The 20,034-nt window shown below is 58.9% G+C and carries 15 protein-coding genes; 1 reads left to right on the top strand and 14 read right to left on the bottom strand.

Annotated elements, in window-relative coordinates:
- Positions 1 to 27: 27 nt before the first annotated feature.
- The 6 genes from ACILSO_RS18035 to ACILSO_RS18060 are packed head-to-tail and all read right to left on the bottom strand — an operon-like array spanning position 28 to position 6,636.
- Entirely contained in the window at positions 28 to 1,233 is a 1,206-nt protein-coding gene (locus tag ACILSO_RS18035) for an exo-alpha-sialidase (protein WP_395738837.1), read from the bottom strand.
- A 9-nt stretch (positions 1,234 to 1,242) separates the two neighbouring features.
- Entirely contained in the window at positions 1,243 to 2,697 is a 1,455-nt protein-coding gene (locus ACILSO_RS18040) for a right-handed parallel beta-helix repeat-containing protein (RefSeq protein WP_395738838.1), read from the bottom strand.
- 6 nt (positions 2,698 to 2,703) lie between these two features.
- Positions 2,704 to 3,516 carry an HpcH/HpaI aldolase/citrate lyase family protein gene (locus ACILSO_RS18045; RefSeq protein ID WP_395738839.1) on the bottom strand — a complete coding sequence of 271 codons (813 nt, stop codon included), beginning with the start codon at positions 3,514 to 3,516 and terminating at the stop codon, positions 2,704 to 2,706.
- Positions 3,513 to 4,655, bottom strand: coding sequence for a sialidase family protein (locus ACILSO_RS18050; RefSeq protein WP_395738840.1), 1,143 nt, complete (start codon positions 4,653 to 4,655; stop codon positions 3,513 to 3,515). Before ACILSO_RS18050 ends, ACILSO_RS18045 begins: the two co-directional genes overlap by 4 nt.
- Positions 4,652 to 5,833, bottom strand: coding sequence for an exo-alpha-sialidase (locus ACILSO_RS18055; protein ID WP_395738841.1), 1,182 nt, complete (start codon positions 5,831 to 5,833; stop codon positions 4,652 to 4,654). Before ACILSO_RS18055 ends, ACILSO_RS18050 begins: the two co-directional genes overlap by 4 nt.
- Positions 5,834 to 5,835: 2 nt before the next feature.
- Positions 5,836 to 6,636: an RraA family protein gene (locus ACILSO_RS18060; RefSeq protein ID WP_395738842.1), complete on the bottom strand. Its 801-nt coding sequence runs from the start codon at positions 6,634 to 6,636 to the stop codon at positions 5,836 to 5,838.
- A 36-nt stretch (positions 6,637 to 6,672) separates the two neighbouring features.
- Here ACILSO_RS18060 and ACILSO_RS18065 point away from each other — a divergent pair, with 36 nt between their 5' ends.
- On the top strand, positions 6,673 to 7,737 hold the full coding sequence (locus tag ACILSO_RS18065) for a substrate-binding domain-containing protein (RefSeq protein WP_395738843.1): 1,065 nt from the start codon (positions 6,673 to 6,675) through the stop codon (positions 7,735 to 7,737).
- Positions 7,738 to 7,746: 9 nt separating this feature from the next.
- On the opposite strand, the gene ACILSO_RS18070 is transcribed toward ACILSO_RS18065, so the two are convergent.
- The 8 genes from ACILSO_RS18070 to vccA form a co-directional block, all read right to left on the bottom strand.
- Entirely contained in the window at positions 7,747 to 8,739 is a 993-nt protein-coding gene (locus tag ACILSO_RS18070) for a hypothetical protein (RefSeq protein WP_395738844.1), read from the bottom strand.
- Positions 8,729 to 9,364: a dTMP kinase gene (gene tmk, locus ACILSO_RS18075; RefSeq protein WP_395738845.1), complete on the bottom strand. Its 636-nt coding sequence runs from the start codon at positions 9,362 to 9,364 to the stop codon at positions 8,729 to 8,731. The genes ACILSO_RS18070 and tmk overlap by 11 nt, the downstream gene beginning before the upstream one ends.
- A gap of 4 nt (positions 9,365 to 9,368) precedes the next feature.
- Entirely contained in the window at positions 9,369 to 10,889 is a 1,521-nt protein-coding gene (guaA, locus tag ACILSO_RS18080; protein WP_395738846.1) for a glutamine-hydrolyzing GMP synthase, read from the bottom strand.
- Between the two features lie 48 nt (positions 10,890 to 10,937).
- The gene (guaB, locus tag ACILSO_RS18085; protein WP_395738847.1) at positions 10,938 to 12,395 is read right to left on the bottom strand and encodes an IMP dehydrogenase; all 1,458 of its coding nucleotides are present in this window, start codon (positions 12,393 to 12,395) and stop codon (positions 10,938 to 10,940) included.
- Positions 12,396 to 12,482: 87 nt separating this feature from the next.
- A complete protein-coding gene (vccD, locus tag ACILSO_RS18090; protein ID WP_395738848.1) occupies positions 12,483 to 13,196 on the bottom strand; it encodes a Verru_Chthon cassette protein D in 714 nt (237 codons plus the stop codon).
- Between the two features lie 65 nt (positions 13,197 to 13,261).
- Positions 13,262 to 14,479: a Verru_Chthon cassette protein C gene (gene vccC, locus ACILSO_RS18095; protein WP_395738849.1), complete on the bottom strand. Its 1,218-nt coding sequence runs from the start codon at positions 14,477 to 14,479 to the stop codon at positions 13,262 to 13,264.
- Between the two features lie 12 nt (positions 14,480 to 14,491).
- Positions 14,492 to 14,962 carry a Verru_Chthon cassette protein B gene (gene vccB, locus ACILSO_RS18100; RefSeq protein ID WP_395738850.1) on the bottom strand — a complete coding sequence of 157 codons (471 nt, stop codon included), beginning with the start codon at positions 14,960 to 14,962 and terminating at the stop codon, positions 14,492 to 14,494.
- Positions 14,963 to 14,991: 29 nt separating this feature from the next.
- Complete coding sequence (gene vccA, locus ACILSO_RS18105; protein ID WP_395738851.1) at positions 14,992 to 19,905, bottom strand: Verru_Chthon cassette protein A; 4,914 nt, start codon at positions 19,903 to 19,905, stop codon at positions 14,992 to 14,994.
- Positions 19,906 to 20,034 lie beyond the last annotated feature (129 nt).

The raw sequence follows: 20,034 nt of genomic DNA on the forward strand, positions 1-20,034 counted from the left end.
TTTCCTGTGGCATCAACCTGTCGAATGTCACTGCGGGGTCATAACCCACTCCAAATTGAAACGGGCAAGCGTCAGGCGGCCACCAGCAAAATGCGCCAGGGTGGAACCATCCCCGCTGCGCCCGTAGAAGCAGAGAATGGTTCCGCTTTTGGTGACGGCGATGTCTGAGTACATGCTGGCACCGGGCTCGATGGACTTGCTGACCGGCCAGGTCCTGCCATCATCACGGCTGATTTTCACGCTCACATTTTTGCGGTCACGGTTTTTTCCAGGCTCGGCCTTCCCTTTCTCTTTCTCCAGGTTGTGCGGATTGGAGAAGAGGATGAGGTTCTGGCCATCGCGATTGTAGCGCACGATGCCGCCCATGCAGATCGGCTCGAGCAATGCATCGTCAAACTTCGGCGTGCTCCAGCCCGTCGCGCCGTCTTTGCTCACGGTGACCAGCCGTCGATGCGCCTTCGACTCACTGCGCACATTGAGCATGACACTGCCGTCGTTGAGTTCGATGGCGACGGTTTCGTTCGGATTGATCCACTCCTCGGTGCAGGGCACGGCGATCTCGCCTGCCTTCCACGTTTTGCCCTGGTCATCGCTGAAGATTGTAGCGGTGACGCTGGGGCGATGAGCATTTCCGCCTGTGCCGGTGGAAAGCCACACGGGAACGATGAGGCGGCCGTTTTTGAGCTGGATGCTGTGATCCGGGCCCGTGGCCAGCACCTTCCAGTCGTAGTCTTTTTTGAAGGCGTCGAAGGTGGTGGTGATTTCCACGGGCTTGCTCCAGGTGAGTCCATCGTCTGCGCTGCGCTGGTAGAAGCACCGCTCGTACTCCAGGCAGAAGAGCATGTGCACCGTTCCGTCCTTGTCGGCGATGAGCACGGGGTTGTTGTAGGTGACGTCATTGGGATCGACGTTCTTCATCTTCATGGCGAAGGGATTTTTGGCCTTGGGTCCTTCCACGTTGGCGATGCTCTGCGGCTCGCTCCAGGTCTTTCCCTCATCGGTGCTGCGGCGGAGAAGAATGCGGATGTCGTCCCAGTCGCTGACGCCTGCGGCGCGTTTGCGCGCCTCGCACCATGCCAGAACGCTGCCTTTGGCTGTCACGACGATGCCGGGGATATGGTAGATTTTGTACGCAGGGTTGTCCCCGGTGATAAACAAGTCCTGTTTTTCGATGAAGGGTTCAGCGGCTGCGAGAGAGCCGCAGAGCAGCAGAAGGGAGAGGATGTGTTTCATGGTTGGAGACTAACGGGCGTTGAAAAGGACTTCATTGCCCCCAAGGCTGGTTTTGACGCCTTGATCGCGGATGGCCGAGGAGGTCATGTTATTGCGCACGACGTTGCCTGTGGCAGCGGTGTCGAGTTCGAGGGTGCCCGCGGCATGCGTGTTGTCCGCCCAGATCCAGCCGCTGGCTTTGAGGACCTGGTCGCCCTTGTGGCGAAAGGTGTTTCCGCGGACGGTGACGCGCGAAGATTTCACCTCAGACCCAGGCGCATTCAGGAACATTCCGTCGCAGACATTGGCTGCAAACAAGACATCTGAGATGGAGGTCATCGCAGGGTTTCTGCGGTCATAAAACTGCACATTGCCATCGAACACATTGCCAGTCATCGTGATGGCCTCATATTTGCAGCCGAGCGATTCGTCGCGCGTCTCAAACCGCATCGTTACTTTGGCTTCGGTCGCCTGATTGCGGAAGATATTGCCCGTCACGGTCACATGGGAAACCGTCGTTGCCAGGGGCAGTGGCTCGGTGCGGAACACCAGGCAGGCGCCCCAGTTTTTCGGACTTCCCCCGGCAGCCTGTTCGACGATGTTGCCCGTGACGGTGATGTGGTGGGAGCCTTCGGTGATGTTGATGCCGGTACGGACGAAGAAAACCTGGTTGTCACAGATGCGGACATTGCGCGAGCCAAAGATCACCTGCGGGCCGTCTTCGCAATTGATGATGTAATTGTCCGCGATGAGGCCTCCGTTGCATTCGGCAAGCTCGACCGCTTTGTTGCCACAGGTGTCGATCATGTTGTGATGAACCTGCCAGTTTTTGAACTGCGATGCCTGACGCTCCGGCAGGCCGTAGAATTCTTTGCCTGCACCGGTTTTGCTGGCGGCCCTGGCTTCTTCAGCAGGAATGACGTGTTTGGCGTGATACAGGTTCGAGGCCGGCTTGGTGCAGCCGGCGGCCTGCTTGGCGTCATAAATCCAGCAGTTGCGCACCGTGATGTTGTCGCAGGAAAGCAGCATCGACTCCGGCTCGTCAAGCCGCGCGTTGAAGCCCATGACGGAACCACCGCCGATGGCTTTGTCGTTGCCGGTGTAACGCAGGTTTTCAATCACCACATTGCTGGCCGGCACCTTGGCGGAGCCGATGCGCACTGGGAAGTAGCGCAGGGGGTTAGGCGGCGTTTTGGGATCCAGATAGATGTGGGTGGCATAGCCCTGTCCGCGCAGGGTAACATTGCTTTTGATGATCACGGTGTCATCTCCCTCTTTGCGGGAGAGCTTGAAGTCCCCGGCCCCTAGAATCACGGTGCCTCCTCCTGCGGCAGACACTTTGTCGATGGCCCGCTGAAGCACGTCATCCGCGAAGACATCGGCACCTGGCGCAGGCACTTGAAGGCCGAAGTTGCTTTCTGCTTTTTGCGCAAGGCACGGAAGGGCTAAAAAGCAGACGAGCGCTGGGATCAAAATGAATTTCATGCGGAATCAAATGAGTGCGGTGGTGGAAGCAGAAGCATCCGCTGCAATGCCTGCTGTCTGCCTGATCGCCTCCAGTTCGAGACGAAGATGTTTTTGGAAAAGCGAGATGTCGGCGCTGTGAATGAGCATGCTGGCACCGAGCTTCAGAAAACGCACCTGCTGCGTCACATCGCCCCAGAAATGAATGCCCGCACCTATGCCTGCGGCTCTAGCTTTACGGAAGATGGTTTCGCAGGCGGCGAGAAATTCAGGATGATCCCACTGCTCGGGGATGCCGAGGCTGCATGACAAATCGTGCGGACCAATGAGCACCGCATCAAGGCCTGGCACCCGCAAAATCTCGTCCAGCGCAGCGATGGCAGGAACGCTTTCGATATTCACGATGAGCAGGCGATTTGCAGCTCCCTGCTGCATGTAATTGCTGAGCTCGGCCTCCGGCGTGCCACCTTCAAGCATCTGCTGAAGCCGCTGCCCTTTGATGGGGCGCAGCTTCACCGCACCCCGCAGAGCCTGCACCTGCTCGACCGTTTCCACATAGGGCGCGATGACTCCGGCCGCTCCGCCATCCAGCACCATCGTGGCGGCGTAGGGATCAGGTGCAGGAATGCGCACCAGCGGCGGCAGGCCGAGCGCGGAGTAAGTCTGGCACATCCAGCTCAGTTCCGCGCGGTCCAGCGCGATGTGCTCGGTGTCGATGAAAACGAAATCGAGTCCGCAACCACGCACCACCTCCGGCCAGCGTGGCGAAGGCGAGACAATGAGCGTGCCGAAAACCTGGCGTCCGGCGTGCAACGCAGCGGAGAGATCGCTGGCGGTCATGGCTTGATTTTGATTTTACCGAAGTGAATGTGCGTGCGGGTTTTGTCCGCGGTTCCACTGTCCCACACGGCACGGAAGTCGCCGGGGGCCACCTCGATCAGCGTTGGGTAGGAGTTCTTGATGCCAGCCTCATAGAAGGTCTTCTCCTCACTCCATTGGCCGCCCGCAGGCTGCACTTTGTATCGCAGCGATGAACGCGCGGCTTTGGCAGGCATCGCAGGGCCGTCGTTATAGACGTAAAGATGGCTGCCATCGGCATTGCGGCTGAAGTAGCCTTTGGAACGCGCATTCCACAATTCCGGCTCCTGTTTGGCGGGCGTCCAGGTGCTCCCGCCATCTTTGCTGATGCTGGAGAAAGCGCGGGGTGGATCGAGTGCGCCCTTTTCCTCCCAGTTCGCCGTGCGCATCACGAGCTTGAGCTCTCCGGGCGCATCTCCTACGGCAATGCCACCTTCGTGCAGGAAGACCTTGCCCGTCTCCGGCTGCGGGATGTAGCCCTCAAATTTCCATTCGAGCAGGCTGGTGCTGCTGAGAATGAACTGATCGCGGGAGCCGAGAGGATCATTGCGCAGCGTGTTGCGATGAGCCGGCAGCAAGTAGCGCTTCTGGCCGTTTACTTCGGTCTCCATGATTCCGGCCACGACGATCAGGGGCCCGGTGTAGTGCATGGCCAGTTCCACCGGCGTCCACGAGCGGCCGCCATCGGCGCTGTAGGCCGCGACGAGCTGGGAGTCTTCGCTGTGCCGGAAATTCATGGGGCAGCGCATGGCAAAGCACCACATCACATCCTGATTGGCAGGCTTGAACAGAATGGCGTTTGCGTAGGCAAAGTGGATGGAGCCCTGCCAGTGGTTGTGGTCAAAGACTGGCACGGGCTCGTTCCATGTGTCTCCGTCATTGGTGGAGATGCTGGCGTAGATGCTGCCCATGTCCACTTTGCCGGGAATGCCCACACCGTAGGCTGCCACGAGCTGCCTTGGCTTCCACATCGCAATATAAGGCTCCCACACCAGCGAGGCCCCGGGATGCTGGTCCATGTGACGGATGACACGGACGTCTTTGACGTCTCCGCGATAATCCTCAGCAATGGCGAGGCTGGCAGCGAAGACGGCGGCGAGGGTGAGCAGGTTCGTTTTCATGGCTGGTTCCAGATGATTTTGGCGAGCAGGATGCGGTTGTTCTCTCCCTGACGATTCTTGGGAAAAGCCATCTCCGTGCTGATGACCCAGGTTTCCTTTTCATTCACTGCCACCGGTGCGTAACCGCCGCCGAGATCAACGCCAGTTTCGGGCATGAGAATCTGCTCGGTGGCACGGATGACATGCAGTTGATCTGGGTCGACCCTGGCAATGAAGATCGGCGCGCGGTGGCGGAAAACGTGGTCGTTGTTCGCGCCTTTGCGGGTATAGATGAGATAGAGTCCGTCTTCATGCACGATCCAGTGCTGCTGCGTGCAGTAAGTGCCGACAGGCCTGCCATCATCGAATTTCCATTCCACCGCAGGCTCGTAGTTGATGCCATCGGTGCCACGGGCCACGTAGCCGGTCTTTTCTGCCCGCATCGTAAGGAAGTAGCGCCCTTTGAAGCCTGTGACGGACGGCTCATAAAGCCCGCGAGGCACCGCGGTGGTGAGTTCGGAGCCGTGTTCACGATAGGTCAGCGTCTCGCCATCGAAGGTGCAGCGCGCCACGATGGTGGTGTAGGTTCGGAGTTTGGGATCATGCCGATAACGCACAGGCAGGAGCACTTCACCGTTCGGGAGATCGAAGCGCTGATTGCAGCCGGCATTGGGTTCAATGATCGGATGGCCGGCATGATCCTTTTCCGGCATGGCCATGATCTTGAGGCCGCTCCACTCCCCCTTGTCAGGCGAATAAACGGAGTAGGCCACACGCTCATAGGCGCGGTCGTCCTTGGCCTCATTGGGTTTGGCGTCCTTGCGGAAGCCGAAGGTCTTGCCGGTGACGAGCACTTTTCGGCTGGCGGCGTGCCACTGCGGACAGAGATCCCCCATGACCATCTCGACACCTAGCGGACTCATTTTCCGATCCAGACTTTCGATGCGCTGCGGATTGCTCCACGTTTTTGCGCCGTCGGTTGTCTCCAGGGAATAAATGTCGCGGTAGCCATGTGAACCCTGTTTTTCAAACTCCTGCGTGGTGATCATGACCCGCGCTGGATCACCGGGAATGACCGCCGCGCGCGATTGTGACCAGTGGTAGGCCCCAGTGCTGGTCAGCACGGTGCTGTTTTCGATGCGGAAGTCAGCACCAAAACAAGCTCCGATGGCGAGGAGGAATGCCAAGGCGGCTTTCATGCTCACCACTCTCCTTCGCGTTGAAATTTGGCTTTGGCGTTTTTGCCGAACTGCGCACCCGCGGCGGCGAGGTTGGCCAGCACCTGATCACTGCTGAGACCCGCGCTGCCACGGGCGGCGGGAATGACCGTCTGGCATTCGTTCGAGTCCATGAAACGCGAGGCTTCGAGGATCTGCGGCTGCGCTTCAGGCTCGATGACGAGGAAGCCGTGCTTGTCGGCATGAATGAGATCGCCGGGGCTGATTTTGCGGCCAAAGACCTCCACCTCGCAGTTCCAGCGCACGGGATGCACATGCGCATGCCCCACGCAGAAGCGTCGGGCCAGCGCTTTGAATCCGGCGTTGGTCATTTCATCGACATCTCGAATCGCGCCGTCCATGATGGTGCCCACGCAGCCGAGAGCACGGTGCATGTTGCTGTTCACCTCTCCCCAGAAAGCACCGATGGTGCGTGGCTTGTCGAGATCCTGCACGCAGACGATCTTCGGGCCGGGAATGCTGGCCACGTAGCGGCGGTATTCATTCCACGCGTCCGGACTGGCATCACGATGCGCCTTGTTGCTTGGCTCCACCACCACGGTGATCGCATACCCGACCATGGGGCCCATTTGCGGCATGAAATCACGCGCTTCTTCGAGATTGAAGCCGTCCGCGGCAGGGTCGCGTTTGGTGATCTGCTCCCAGCCATTGTAGATGGTGGGCGTGTTCCAGCGTTTGAGTTGAAGAAGGTCGGAATGAGGCAGCATGAGATGCGAAGGGTGGGACATCATGAACGGCATGACACTGGATTTCTCTGTGGTCATTTCTGCTTACCACGCCATGTTCACGGCTCTCCGACCATGCACGCCGTCCCGCCCCGCCCCTCGCTCATCACACACAGCGCCGACTTCTTGCGCGAGGCTTTGCGCAGCGGTGAATGGGAGGGCGTGCTGCCCTCGGAGCGCACTCTGTGCACACGCATGCGCATCAGCCGGCCCACGCTGCGGGCGGTGCTGGGCCAGCTGGAACGCGAAGGGGTGATCGGTGCTGTGGTAAACAAGCGCCGGCAGATTCTCGCCGCCCCAGCTTCGGTCGGCAGGGCTGCCGTCTCACGCATGATCGCTCTCCTCACTCCAGTGCCGCAGCAGGCCATGCCGCCCTTCGTATTGTTCTGGGTGGATGCACTGCGGGAGCTGCTGGCTGAAGCCGGATATCAGATGGAAGTGCATGTGAGCCCGCATTGCTTCACCGGCAAGCCCGCAGGAGGCTTGAAGAAGCTCACTCAGCGTGTTCCTGCAGCAGCCTGGGTGTTGTTCCGCTCCACACCGGTGATGCAGCGCTGGTTCATTGAACAGAAGGTCCCGGCCATCATCGCCGGATCTTGCGCGGATGGCGTGGAGATACCCTCCGTCGATCTGGACTACCGCGCCACCTGCCGTCATGCGGCGACGATGCTGATGCAGAAGGGCCACCGGCGCATTGCGCTGCTGCTGCCAGATTCAGCCCATGGTGGTGATGCCGTCAGCGCCCAGGGCTTCCGGGAAGCCTTTGCCACCAGCGATGCGCAGGCTTGCGTACTCCCGCATCATGAAACAGCGGAACAAGTGATCGAAAGCCTGAACGGTGCGCTAAAACGCAAGCCTGCGCCCACGGCCTTTCTGGTGGCACGATCGATTCACACTCTGACGGTGGTGACTCATCTCCTGCGCCTCGGCTACAAGCTGCCGGGGGATTTCGCCATCGTCTCACGGGATGACGATGCGTTTCTTGACCATGTGGTGCCAAAGGTGACGCGATATTCTGCCGATGCGGCTAAGTTTGCCAAACGCCTCGCACGGCTGGTGCTGGAGCTGGCGCAAACCGGTCACACCAGCACGAAACCGGTACGCCTGATGCCGGACCTGCGCCGAGGGGAGACGGCCTGACGAAAATCGCTACGCAAAGGCCTCGATGAAACACACCTCAAGCGCCAGCCCTTCATTCACATTCGTGTGCAGGTGGCTTTCGAGCTGGCGGAGGACTCGAATACGTTTGGCAACGTCTCCTGGCTCCCACTTGGCTGCGAGTGCTGCGGTGGCTTCCTGAAATTTGGGCAGATCCAAATGCGGCGCACCAGCCTGTTGGCGGGCCACATCCCCCATCCAGGAAAGGAGGAGTTCCATGAGAGAAGTGCGCTGCTGGAGGTAGTCGGCCTCGATCTGTGCTTCCACCTGTTCCTCCCGCTGCTTGAGCCAGGCACCGTCGGTGGTCTTGGCGTAGTGATCCTGCTCGCGTTCGAAGTCGGCCTCCTGATCCTTTTTGATGGCCTCGTGCATGGCTTCGAGGATTTCTTCGAAATCTTTCTTCAAGGAAAGCGCCGCCGAAATGCTGCCGCCCTCTTTTTTGGCCATCTGCTTGAGCACATAGAGCAGCCTGCCTTCGTGCTCGGTGAAGATGCGCGCGCCGACAGGCGGCATCAGCGCCACTTCCAGCACGCGGGACTGGATGGTGGGGAGCAGCTGCTCGGGCTGGGTGCTAAGCAGCAGCAGCAGTGTGTTAGGCGGCGGCTCTTCAAGGGTTTTCAGGAAGGCATTCTGCGCCTGCACATTCATGCGCTCGGCATCCACAATGATCGCGAGCTTCCAGCCATTCGGCGCAGCAGTGCGGTGGATCATCTTTTCCAAGTAGCGGATGGTGCCGGGATCGTCGCCATCATCGCCGATGGTGATGCGGCGGGACTTGCTCTGCGGACGCAGCACCACGGCGCCCTGCCCTTCCCAAGCTTCCAGCGCACCTATCTTGGTGCCGACGATGAGATCGAGCATTCTGGCGGCAAAGACTTCATGCTGCGCCTCTTTGGGGCCGGTGATCAGGTAGGCATGGCCGAGGCGGCCGTTGTCACGGGCACGGGCAATGAGCTCCAGGGCGTGGTCGCTTTTAAACGGCATCGGATTGAGCGGTGATGATCTGCCAGATGCTGGCGTGAACGGTTTCGGGCGATGCTGAAGCTTCGACGATTTTCACGCGTTCCGGTTCTGCCTGGGCCACTGCTAGGTAGCCCTGCCGCACTTTTTCAAAGAATGCCTGTGGCTGGCTCTCGATGCGGTCCAGCTCCCGTCCCGTCTGGTGAATGCGCTGGCGTGCGGTGGCGCTGTCCATGTCCAGCACGAGCGTCAGCTGCGGCAAGGTGCCGCCGATGGCAAAGTGATTGATGGCGCGCACGCTTTCCAGCGGGAGACCGCGGGCGATGCCTTGATAGACGGTGGTGGAGTCGAGGAAACGGTCGAGGATGACGAATGTGCCGGCCTCCAGCAGCGGGCGGATTTTTTCCCGCACCAGCTGGGCACGACTGGCGGCAAAGAGCAGCAGCTCCGTCTCCGGCGTCATGGCAGCGCCTTCTTTGGCGTGCTGGAGCAGGTGGCGGATGCTTTCGCCCAGCTCGGTGCCCCCAGGTTCGCGCAAGACCACGACGCTGCGCCCGGAGGCTTCCAGCCGCGAGCGAAGCAGAGAGATCTGCGTGGATTTTCCGCAACCCTCGGAGCCTTCAAAGGAGAGCAGGAAGCCGGCGCTCATGACATCACTCCCACTCAATGCTGGCGGGCGGCTTGGTGCTGATGTCGTAGAGAACGCGGTTCACACCTTTGACACTGTTGAGGATCTTGTTGGAGGCGTTGCGCAGCACGGAGTAGGGCAGCTCCACCCAGTCGGCCGTCATGGCGTCTTCACTGATGACAGCACGCAGGGAAATGGCCTGCTCATAGCTGCGTTCATCACCTTTCACACCGACTGTTTTCACCGGGAGCAGTGCTGCATAGGCCTGCCAGGTCTGCTCGTACCAGCCACTGCGGCGCAGTTCATTGATGAAGATGGCGTCTGCCTGCTGCGTGGTGGCCACGCGCTCGGCGGTGATCTCTCCAGGAATGCGAACAGCGAGGCCCGGGCCGGGGAATGGATGACGCCACAGGGCCTGATGCGGGATGCCCAGGCTGGCGCCGAGGGCGCGTACTTCGTCTTTGAAAAGTTCGGCCAGAGGTTCAAGCACCTTCCCCTGCTCCTTGAGCTCCATGATGCGGTCCACACGGTTGTGGTGCGTTTTGATCTTGCTGGCAATGCTGCCGCTGGTGGCGCTCTCGATCACGTCCGGATAGAGAGTGCCCTGAGCAAGCAATTCGACGTTGTCCGCGACCTTCCAGAATTCTTCCACAAAAAGCGTGCCGATGATGCGGCGCTTCTGCTCGGGATCCGTGACGCCTTTGAGTGCACCCAGGAAAGTGGCGCTGGCATCGATCTGCTCGATGGGCACGCCGACTTCATTGAAGAGAGCTTTGACCTCGGCCGCCTCATTCAGGCGCATCATTCCCGTGTCGATGAAAATGCAGCGAACTTTGACACCAGCCTTGGCCAGCAGAACAGCCAGCACGGTGCTGTCCACACCGCCAGAGACTCCGCAGATGACTTCGCGGCTGCCCACTTCGGCTTTGATGCGCTCCAGCATCTGGGCTTTGAAGGCCTGGATGTCGAACTTGGCCAGCGTGGCACCGCTTTGGGTGAGGAAGTTTTTGAGGATGGCGGTGCCTTCATGGCTGTGCGTCACCTCGGGGTGGAACTGAATGCCCCAGCAGCGGTCCGACCACTTCAGCGCCACGGGCACGGCGTCTTCGTTGGTGGCGATGACCTTTGTGGTCGTGGAAAGATTGGCGCAGGTGTCGCTGTGGCTCATCCAGACCTGGGACTCATGCGAGATGCCTTTGAAGAGGTCATCGTGATCGGTGACCACAAGCTTGGCCGGGCCGTACTCACGCGTGACCCCCGGCTTGACGGTGCCGCCGTGCTTGATGTTAAGAAGCTGCATGCCATAGCACACGCCCAGGACCGGCACGCCGAAGGACATCAGCTTGTCGTAATCCACATCCGGCGCGTCTTTCTCCGAAGTGCTGCGCGGACCACCGGAGAGGATGATGGCTCCGGGCGACTGCAGATTGGCGAGTTCAGCGGGCGGATAAAGATGTGAGGCAAATCCCAGCTCGCGCACACGGCGGACAATGAGCTGGGAATACTGGGAGCCGTAATCGAGAACGGCGACTTCTTGGGCGGTCATGAGAGGGGGTATGACAATGCAGATTAAAAAAAACGGGCGTCAGCCGCATCAATGCGGCTCGTAGTTCACCGGCTCCTCGGTGATGACGACGTCGTGTGGGTGGCTTTCTTTGAGGCCGCCTGCCGTGATGCGGACGAAGCGGGCTTTGGCGCGGAGTTCATCGAGAGTGTTGGCACCCACGTAGCCCATGCCGGAGCGCAGGCCGCCGATGAGCTGGAAGACCACGTCTGCGAGCGGTCCTTTGTAGGGCACGCGAGCCTCCACGCCTTCGGGGACAAGTTTGCCGCTGGAGTTCTGGCCGTAGCGGTCGCCCGCGCCTTTGCGCATGGCTTTGAGGCTGCCCATGCCACGGTACTCCTTGAAGGTGCGGCCCTGCCATTTGACCATGTTTCCAGGGCTTTCAGCGGTGCCAGCCAGCAGGGAGCCCAGCATGACGAAGTCCGCACCTGCGGCGAGGGCTTTGACGATGTCTCCGGAATAACGAATGCCACCATCGGCAATGACGGTGACGCCTGCCGCACGGCAGACTTCGGCCACTTCCTGCACCGCAGTGAACTGAGGCATGCCCACGCCCGAAATGATGCGCGTGGTGCAGATGGAGCCGGGGCCCACTCCTACCTTCACTGCAGAAGCGCCGGCTTTGACCAGATCTCGTGCGCCGTCGGCGGTGACGACATTTCCTGCAACGATGGGAATGGTCGCCCCAAGGTTTTCGCGCAGACGGGCAATGACTTGCATCACGCGGCTGGTGTGTCCTGTCGCGGCGTCAATGAACACAGCATCCGCACCTGCGGCCTGCATGGCAAGGCCGCGGTCCACGCAGTCTTCGCCCACACCGACGGCGGCACCCACCCGGAGCTGGCCATTGGCATCCTTGGCGGCATTGGTGAACATCTGGCGCTTCACAATGTCCTGCTTCGTGATCAGGCCTGCGAGCTGGCCATTGGAGTCCACCAGCGGAAGTTTTTCAATGCGGTGGGTGTAGAGAATCTTGAGCGCGTCCTCAAAGCTGGTCTGCGGCGTGCCGACCGAGAGCTTTTCACGGGGCGTCATGATGGCCGAGACGGGCGTGGCTTCGTCCTCGATGTACCACATGTCACGGCTGGTGACCATGCCGGCCAGTTTTCCCTGCGCATCCACCACCGGGAAGCCGCTGACGCCCTTTTCATGCATCAGGCGCTGCACCTCGCCGAGACGGGTCTCTGGAGTCACGGTATGCGGCTGCTGAATGACGGTGTTTTCCGAGCGCTTCACCCGCGCCACGTGTTCCGCCTGCTGGTCGATGGGGCAGTTGCGGTGGATGACCCCGAGGCCGCCCTCACGTGCAAGGGCGATGGCGAGTTCAGACTCCGTGACGGTGTCCATGGCCGACGAGAGAATCGGCACATTCAGGCCGATGGCGGCCAGTTTGGTAGAAACATTGACGTCCCCAGGCAGGACCTGACTCAGTCCGGGAAGGACAAGAACGTCATCGAAACTTAAAGCAAGAGAAGGCAGTTCACCCATACGCCATTCAAGCGACGATCAGGCCGCTGTCATGCGGAAATTTGGCGGATGTTCAGTATCACCTCCCTGTTCGGGCGGCTCTCCTGCTCAGAAACCTGGCTTGTAGCTGCGGGCTTTGCCGGTGTAAGGGTCAATCTGCACCGTGAAAAAGTTTTTGGGCAAGGTGGCGACGGTGACCGCTGTGCCGCTGCCAAAAGTGAGGGTGAAAAAGTTTTTCTGAAGGCTCTGGAGCGTCAAGGTGGCCAGACCATTGGAGGTGCTGCCCACCGAGCGGCAGGTACCATCCGGCATGAAACGAATGGCGCTGTAAGTGGCGCCAGAAACGCCAGAGTAGCCCACCTGAGAGTTTTCCTTGGTGTCCGTCAGGTTGGTGCCGGAGCCGGAAAGCGCGTAGGAAAGCTGGGAGTCCACTGGAATGACGATGCCTTCCGGCAGCCGGATCAGATTGCCAACAGGAGTGATGGTCTCTTTAATGGTTGCGTTGCCGCCCGACCCCTCGGTCGTCTGGGCGATCTTGAACAGCTGGTAGGAATGGAAAACTGGCGCGGCGTCGAGGTCTTCCATGAAGCTGAAGAAGCGGATGTCCACGGGCGTGTTGTTGGTGAAGGCGGTCTGCTGCGCTTCGGAAATGGCCCCCATCATGGACTCACCCGCGGAGGAAAGGCGGCTGGCCTGCAAAGTGCGGGTGAGAGCCGGCGTGGCCAGCGCCAGAATCATGACAACGATCGAGACCACCACGAGCATCTCGATGAGGCTGAAGCCTCGACGGCCTGGTGCAGAGGATGAAATGAGACGTTTCATAACTCAATAATCAAAGAGGTTGGGAGAAGGTAAGTATCGGCCACAAGGCGGCTCTCAAAATGGGATCAATAACTCCAACGCGCCTGGCGGAGGGCGATGGTGGTGGTAAACACACGGTAGTTAAGCTTGGCGCCAAGGAGGAGTGTTTTAAGGGCGCCGGGAGAATCTGGCGTCCCCTCCAGATCGGCAGTGTAGTTGGAGGCAGAAGTGAACAAGCTGGAAATTCCCTGCATCACTTTCGACTGAGTCGAGGCATTGTCCGCGGAGGACAGGAACTCGCCAGAGCGCTCGTCCAAAGCCACCATGGTCACCTTCAACATCGGCGGCATGAGATGCTGTGTCCCCTGTGCACTGGTGGTGGAGGTGGCGGTGCCTACCAGGGCGGAGTCGTAGAGATAGTTTTTGGCAATGTCATACACATTGGCAGAGACGACTCCGGAGGAGGTGTTGGTGTTTTCAGTCTGGGGGGAGATGATGAGCGCGAGAATGTTTTCAGCAATCGGCCGTGTAAAGTAACGGCCGGCAGCCGCAGCAGAGTCATCACCGCTCTGCACCTCGCCAGTCAGAGCTCCTGTCGTCTGGTCCTGGTACCACTGCCGGATGTTGTTTGGATTATTGCGGAAGGCTGAACTGTAGATGTCATTCATTTCCGCCGTGGGGCTCCACTCCATCAGGCGCAGCCGGTTGCGCACTGGCACGATCTGATCGTAAGGTGCCTGGCGGAGAAAGTCGGGGCGGTAAAATTGATCGCTCCCCCACTCGACGAAGTAGCCGCGTCCGCAGAGAAGATTGGAAAGGTTGGCCGTGTTGACGGATCCTTTGTTGTCCGTACGGACGACTCCCAAGGGTGCCTGGAAGAAAACGGCGTGGCCGGGGTAGTTTGTGCCCGTGGCGCCGCTGAGTACCTGGGTGGTGGGTCCGCAGATGAAATGAAGTTCCGACTGCCTTTTATAAGACGTGGGAGTCTGAATGGCCTGCCCCAGCGCATCCGAGGAGAGCTGCTGCAGATCGTTGGTCCAGTAAGTGTTCAGCGTGGCCTGGCTGAGGTTTTGCGACAGCAGATCAAAGGCCTTGCGTGCTTCACGGAACTGGGAAACGCGGGAATTGGCCCGCACCCAGGTGCGCTGCACAATGCCGATCACCTGCGTCACGACCAGCATGAGGATGACCAGGAAAGTGATGGAGACAAGCAGCTCGACCAGGGTGAAGGCAGCCTGTCGTTGGCGCCGGGAGCCGATCCCGCTGACACCTGAGATTTTGACCATGCGAAGGTTGTGTTTCATGGCTGGAAAAGATCAGCGGCTTTTGGCAAGGAGATGGTTGAAAACGGAATAAGACATCCGGTTGTCGGTGCCGAACTTGAAGGTGGGGCTGCTGCTGGTGGCCACCCGAATGATGACTCGGTTCAGGTACGGCTCCTGCGTCTCCGCGAGGGGCAGAGTGGCCTGCTTGCTGAAGTCGATCTCTGCCACAAAGCTGATTTCCTTGGAGTCGGAAGTTACTTCCAGGCCCTGGTCGGAATAGTACTTGTTCGTGACACCCGATGTCGGGATGTCGGACCACTTCATGTTTTCCAGATTGCGGATGATCTGCTCAAGAATGCTGCTGTTGGTATTAAGCAGCGCGGTCCTGCGGGACATCTCCAGCCCCTGCGGCAGCAGACCAAGAAGCGTGATGATTGCCAGCGCGGCAATCGCCACGGCCAGGGCCACTTCGACGAGGGAGAAACCCGAGTTGGATGCGCGACGCAGGGAAGTACGCTTCATGCTGGAAGGAGAGTTGAAGGCAAGGGTGTTCATGGATTGAAACGTTTGGTTTCGAGGGCATGAAAGCGGTAATAGGAATCCAGCGGCGCCTGATTGAGGCCCGTCTGGGCGTAGTCAGTGATCGGGGTGCTGAGGTCGTTCGGATCGATGTAACGCTCCAGGAGGGTGGAACCACGATACTCGCTGATGACTGCGTCCTTGGTGGTGTCAAAGGTGGCGGGATCTGACGAGCGGGCCTTTTTGAGCACCTGGGCGCGGACATGAACGCGGAAGGTGTTGCTGCGGGTGGTCAGGCGTGCGTAAAGATTCGAATAAGGACGTTCGCGAACGTTGTCCCCAGTCGGGCGGTTGTTGGACCAGAACACGTTCATGATGTCGTTAATCTGGCCTTGATTCGTAGCGCTCTGAACACCGACGGGGTCATACGTGCCGGAGCCGTCCGACTTTGTCTGGGGGACCAGGTGCATTTCGCAGATCTGGCTCGCGGAGCGGAAAAGCCCCTGATACGTGTCCTGACCGCCAGACTGGTGGCTGAATTTGAGGTCAAACTGACGCAACGTTGCGGGCACATCGATCGGGCGGTGCCAGTAGCGATGATCACTGGCATCATTCCAAAAACGCTGGTCCCAGGCGGCGGTCGAAGATCCTGAAGGCGTTGGATAGAACTCCTTGGCAGAGGTAATCTGATTGTTCGGGATGGCGGTCATGAACTCACCTTTCATCACCGCATGCATGCCGGTGGCACGCCGAATGTTGGTGAAGGGCATGATTTGATAGTTCATGTTAATGCGGCCGGCGACGGAGAGAGGCTCGCTGATGGCGTAAGGTTCCACCACAGGCATGAAGAAGAGATCCAGCAGGTAGTGGTCGCTTGGGTCCATCATGCCAGGATGGCTGGCCTGCGAGTTTGGATCCTGGTTGGTCACCTGGGCATGGGGGCGGAAGAGCAGCGTCTGCCATGGGGCCATGTCCTGGAGTGCATTCGAGCCCGTGGGCAGGCCCGAAGGATTGCCCCATACCCCCGTTGGAAGGGAGCCGAACATCACTGGAGAGGAAATCATGCGGTTTGGCGTCATATAGATGCCGCTGCGCCAGTCGTCCGCATTGTGCCAGGTATTGAAGAAGTACGCAGAGCGGTAGAACTTGGTCTGGCTGTTGAGGGTTTCGTTGCCGGCGTAGAAGTTGCCCTCGTCGGCTTTGTTGATGTAGGGGCCTTCACGTGCGTTGGAAAGTCCGGTGTCAAAATCGCCAAAGGCATTGGCGGCGTAAGCAAAATCAGCGCTCGGTGGCAGATCCGCCTGACGGGGATGGACACTGTTGTAAATTGTGCCATTGGGTGCGACGTCGAAACGCGCGCCACCAATCAGCTGCATGTTGGGCTGGTAGTACTGGGCGTAGTTTCCAGCGATGTTGTCACCATTGGACTGCGCAAGTTTGCACCCTGGCTCGGAACTCGCGATGGAACTGGTAAAGCTGTGCGCCTGGAACAACGAAGAATTTCCGGACATCGGGTGGGGCACCCACCAGCTGCTGGGCACATTGTATCTGGCGGCCAGCGTGCGGTAATCTCCCATGGCGGGAACGATGCTGCGCACCACGTCCGTAGGCTGGGTGGTGTCCGGAGCAATGACGGTAAGACCGAGGGCGGTCACGTTGTTACGAGTTTCCTGGAAGAGCCCCGCGCTCGTATCCAGACGTCCGCGCAGGCTCTGCCTATCACGCCCTTCCTGGGCGTTGTTGGCATTAGCTGTGTTGATTGCAACGGGCGCCACCAGCCAAAAGCCGGCGTCAGGATCAGTACCGTACTCAGGATTGGGCGTGCCTTGGAGCCGTCCGAGGCAGCCTTCATAGTTAGCCACCCAGTCGTGCGGTCCCTGACGCGTGCGAGTGTAAACAATGCGGCCGAAGGAATCGATGGTTTCCGAATAAGGATGCGAATTCGCCAGATTGGGCATGGGAACCTGCGGAGACAGGTTGCCGAAGTTAACGTACATCACCTGCACGGGGTTGGCGGACTCCCAGTTGTGGGTGTCATAGATGGCCACTTTGATGTCTCCCGAAGGGAAGGTAACAGTAAGAGGCTGAGTGCGGTCCACCGTGATAAAGTCACTGCAGAACGCATAGTTTTGCAGAGCATTGTGTCCGGAGGTGTTGTTGACGTCGTAGTTGACGTCCTTCGGCAGCAGCACCAAGCCCCCCCCTTGCGAGATCTGACGTGTATGCCTTCCACCAGCGATCGACGTCGGGCTGGAATGACCGCCAAGAATGTCTGCGCTGTGCCCCTGCGAAAAGATGTTGGTGTAGGATTTGATCGGGACGTCGCCGGTGGTGTTGAAAAGAGACTGAGGCCCGTTTGTTCCCACAATTTGCATCTGCGCAATGGTCGAACCATCGAGCACGATGGTATATTCGGGATAAAGGCCGGTGTAGCCAAGGCTGGGGCAGAAGGCTTCCAGCAGCAGCATGACCTGAATGCGTTTTTCGTTGGGCTGCAAAGGCGTGCCTTCAGCAAGAGTCATGTTCCAATTCTCGGGATAGAAAGCGGGATGTTTCGACGGATGATACTGTGGCTTCGCCAGTTTACCGGTCTTGCAACCGTAGTAGGTGATGGCATTATCAATGCTTTCTTGGTTAATCAGCGGCGGAAAATTCGAGTACCAGGCCGCATTGCCGTCTGGAACATTCAGGTTGGGGAAAACCGTGGACACCGGGATAAAGGATTCTCCTGGATTGACGCCAAAACGCCAGGAAGTGCCTCCTCCGCCCTGCGTGGCACCTTGAAAATTCGCAGCCAAGTCGTTGGAAGGCCCATCTGGCAAACCATCCGCTGTACAAAGGAACTGGAAGCCGATTTCTGAAACGGTGATCATACGCCCGAATCCCTTGTAAGAGCGTCCGCCTTTTGCCCAGACGGCAGGAGAAACCTGTCCATGGCCAGGAAGCATGTTGTTAGCGGAGACAGCATTCGTGTTGCTGGAGGCGGCATCTCCCGAAACATTCACCGAAGTCGGCTGCGGAGAAATGCGCTGGCTGGTGAAGGTGTAGCAACTGGAGATGTTCGTGTCGCGATAGCTGTATAGATTGGTGACGCTTGAACCATTGGCACCCCAGGCATCGTTGTTGCGGGCGGTGATGCCGTCATAAAGATTGGTGCTGCGGATGTAGTCAAAGAACTGGATGGCCAGCTGGTTGACGTTGTCCTGGCCATATTTCGAAACGTAGTTTTTGTAGCTCGTGCTGGAATTGTATGAGGTGGCAGGCCAGGAGAGCTGGGACATCTGATCCACCAAATAGTCGAGCAACTGGGTGTTGCGGTTGATGTTCATGTCGTTGCTGCCACTGCGTGAGTCGGCACGACGGAAGATATAGCTGTTGTTGTACCCGGAGGCGGAGGTCTTCTGGATGGTGGAACAGAAGGCGATGAGATTGTCAAAACTGGTGCGCCATTGAGGACCCAGCGCGTTTTCATCAGAAACGGGCCACATGCAGACGCGTGGGAGGCCGTGAATGTTGAATTCAGGAGAGCGGCTCTGCGCAGTGAGGAAGAAGCGCGAGCGCTCAATGATGTCGTGATTGACGAAGTCGGTGCCGTTGGGAAGTTTGAAGGCGTCGGTAAACTGCGCGGTTTTACCGGTCTGCGTACGACCGGTCTGCGAGCTGTATTCCAAGTCTGCAAACAGGAGCTCGTCCACATTGGCATAGAGACGTGCTTTGGAGGTGGCAGCCAGATCGATGGCCACGGCGGAACTACGTTCGCCGTTCTGTCCTGAGAAATCGTCCTGGGCAAACGGGCGAGTGCCCTCTTCCGAACCACCGGGGCTGATCTTGGGCGCGATCTTGTAGATGTTTTCCTTCAGCTTGACCACATCCATGAATCCAGAGAAGCCATCCTGCGAAGGAAGGAGAGGATCCAGCATGTAGTTCGGTGCCAGCACCGAACTCAGAGCGACCGTAGCCGGATGCCCCGGATAGCGCTGATACTCCCCGGTGACGGCCGGAAAGTGCGCCCATTTCATGTCACGCTCATGGAAATAAAATGGCGAGGTCATGAAGGTGGGCTCCGCAGCGGTGTTGATGTTCACCTTGCAGGACTCATCGTCCGTCCAGAAGGCGACGCGGCCCACGATCGGGTTGTCAGCACTTGCCTGGGTGCTGCTGGAACTGATGAACTTATTGGAAGAGTCCAAGGCGCCGACGGTGCCGTCCTCAAGAATGTACAACCACTCCACAGGCATCGGCAGGCGGAGGTTGTCCGGATTGCTGGTGTCGCTCGGAGTGATCACCGTGGTGGAATAGTCCTGACCACCACCAGCACCGACGGTGGCCGCAGTTTTGGTGTAGCTGAATCCTTCCACCTGGGTGCTTCCCACCACATTGGTGCCGCCCTGGCCGCCGCTGCCATAATTCCATGCAGCACGCGGATCAATAATGGGGAAATAGACAGCGTAGGTGCCAGTCGTGAGGCCCGGACGGATCACGGGTTCATTAAGGTCCACATACCGTGCGGTCATGGAAGTCCAGGTGGACGGCGGCACATGCTGGTCGCTGTAGAGGGAGCTCTCAGAGCCAGTCACCTTCATGTTGGCACTGGAGTAAAGTTTGTAAGCTGCGTTAAAGCTGCCATCGGCATTGTAAACACGCGCCATGCCTGGCTGTGTGGCATGGGTCGTCATTTGATTGGACACCTTGGCATTGGTGCCATTATCTCCCCCCGGCCGTTGCGCATTTTCAATCTGGGCCTGTACAATGGCGGTGCCGATGTCCGACAGTTGTTTGGCCGTTTTGCTGGCGATAAACGCCTGCGTGGATTTGTACTCCATGCGTGTGACCGAGAAGATGGCCACCATGAGAATGGACATCAGCGCCACCACCGTGATGACCATGACCAGCGCCATGGCCTTTCTGCGTTTACGGGCAGATAGAGAAAATTGTGCTGCATTCATAAAGGGTTTGTGATTGAATTTCGCGAATTACCTGATGCTACAAAACAGCCTTGGAAACAGCAAGGTATTTATTTTGTAAATACAGACCGAAATCCAATCCGACAGTTCAAAGGCCTGACGACGCCCGCA

The organism is Prosthecobacter sp., from assembly GCF_044226605.1.
Taxonomy (GTDB): Bacteria; Verrucomicrobiota; Verrucomicrobiia; order Verrucomicrobiales; family Verrucomicrobiaceae; genus Prosthecobacter.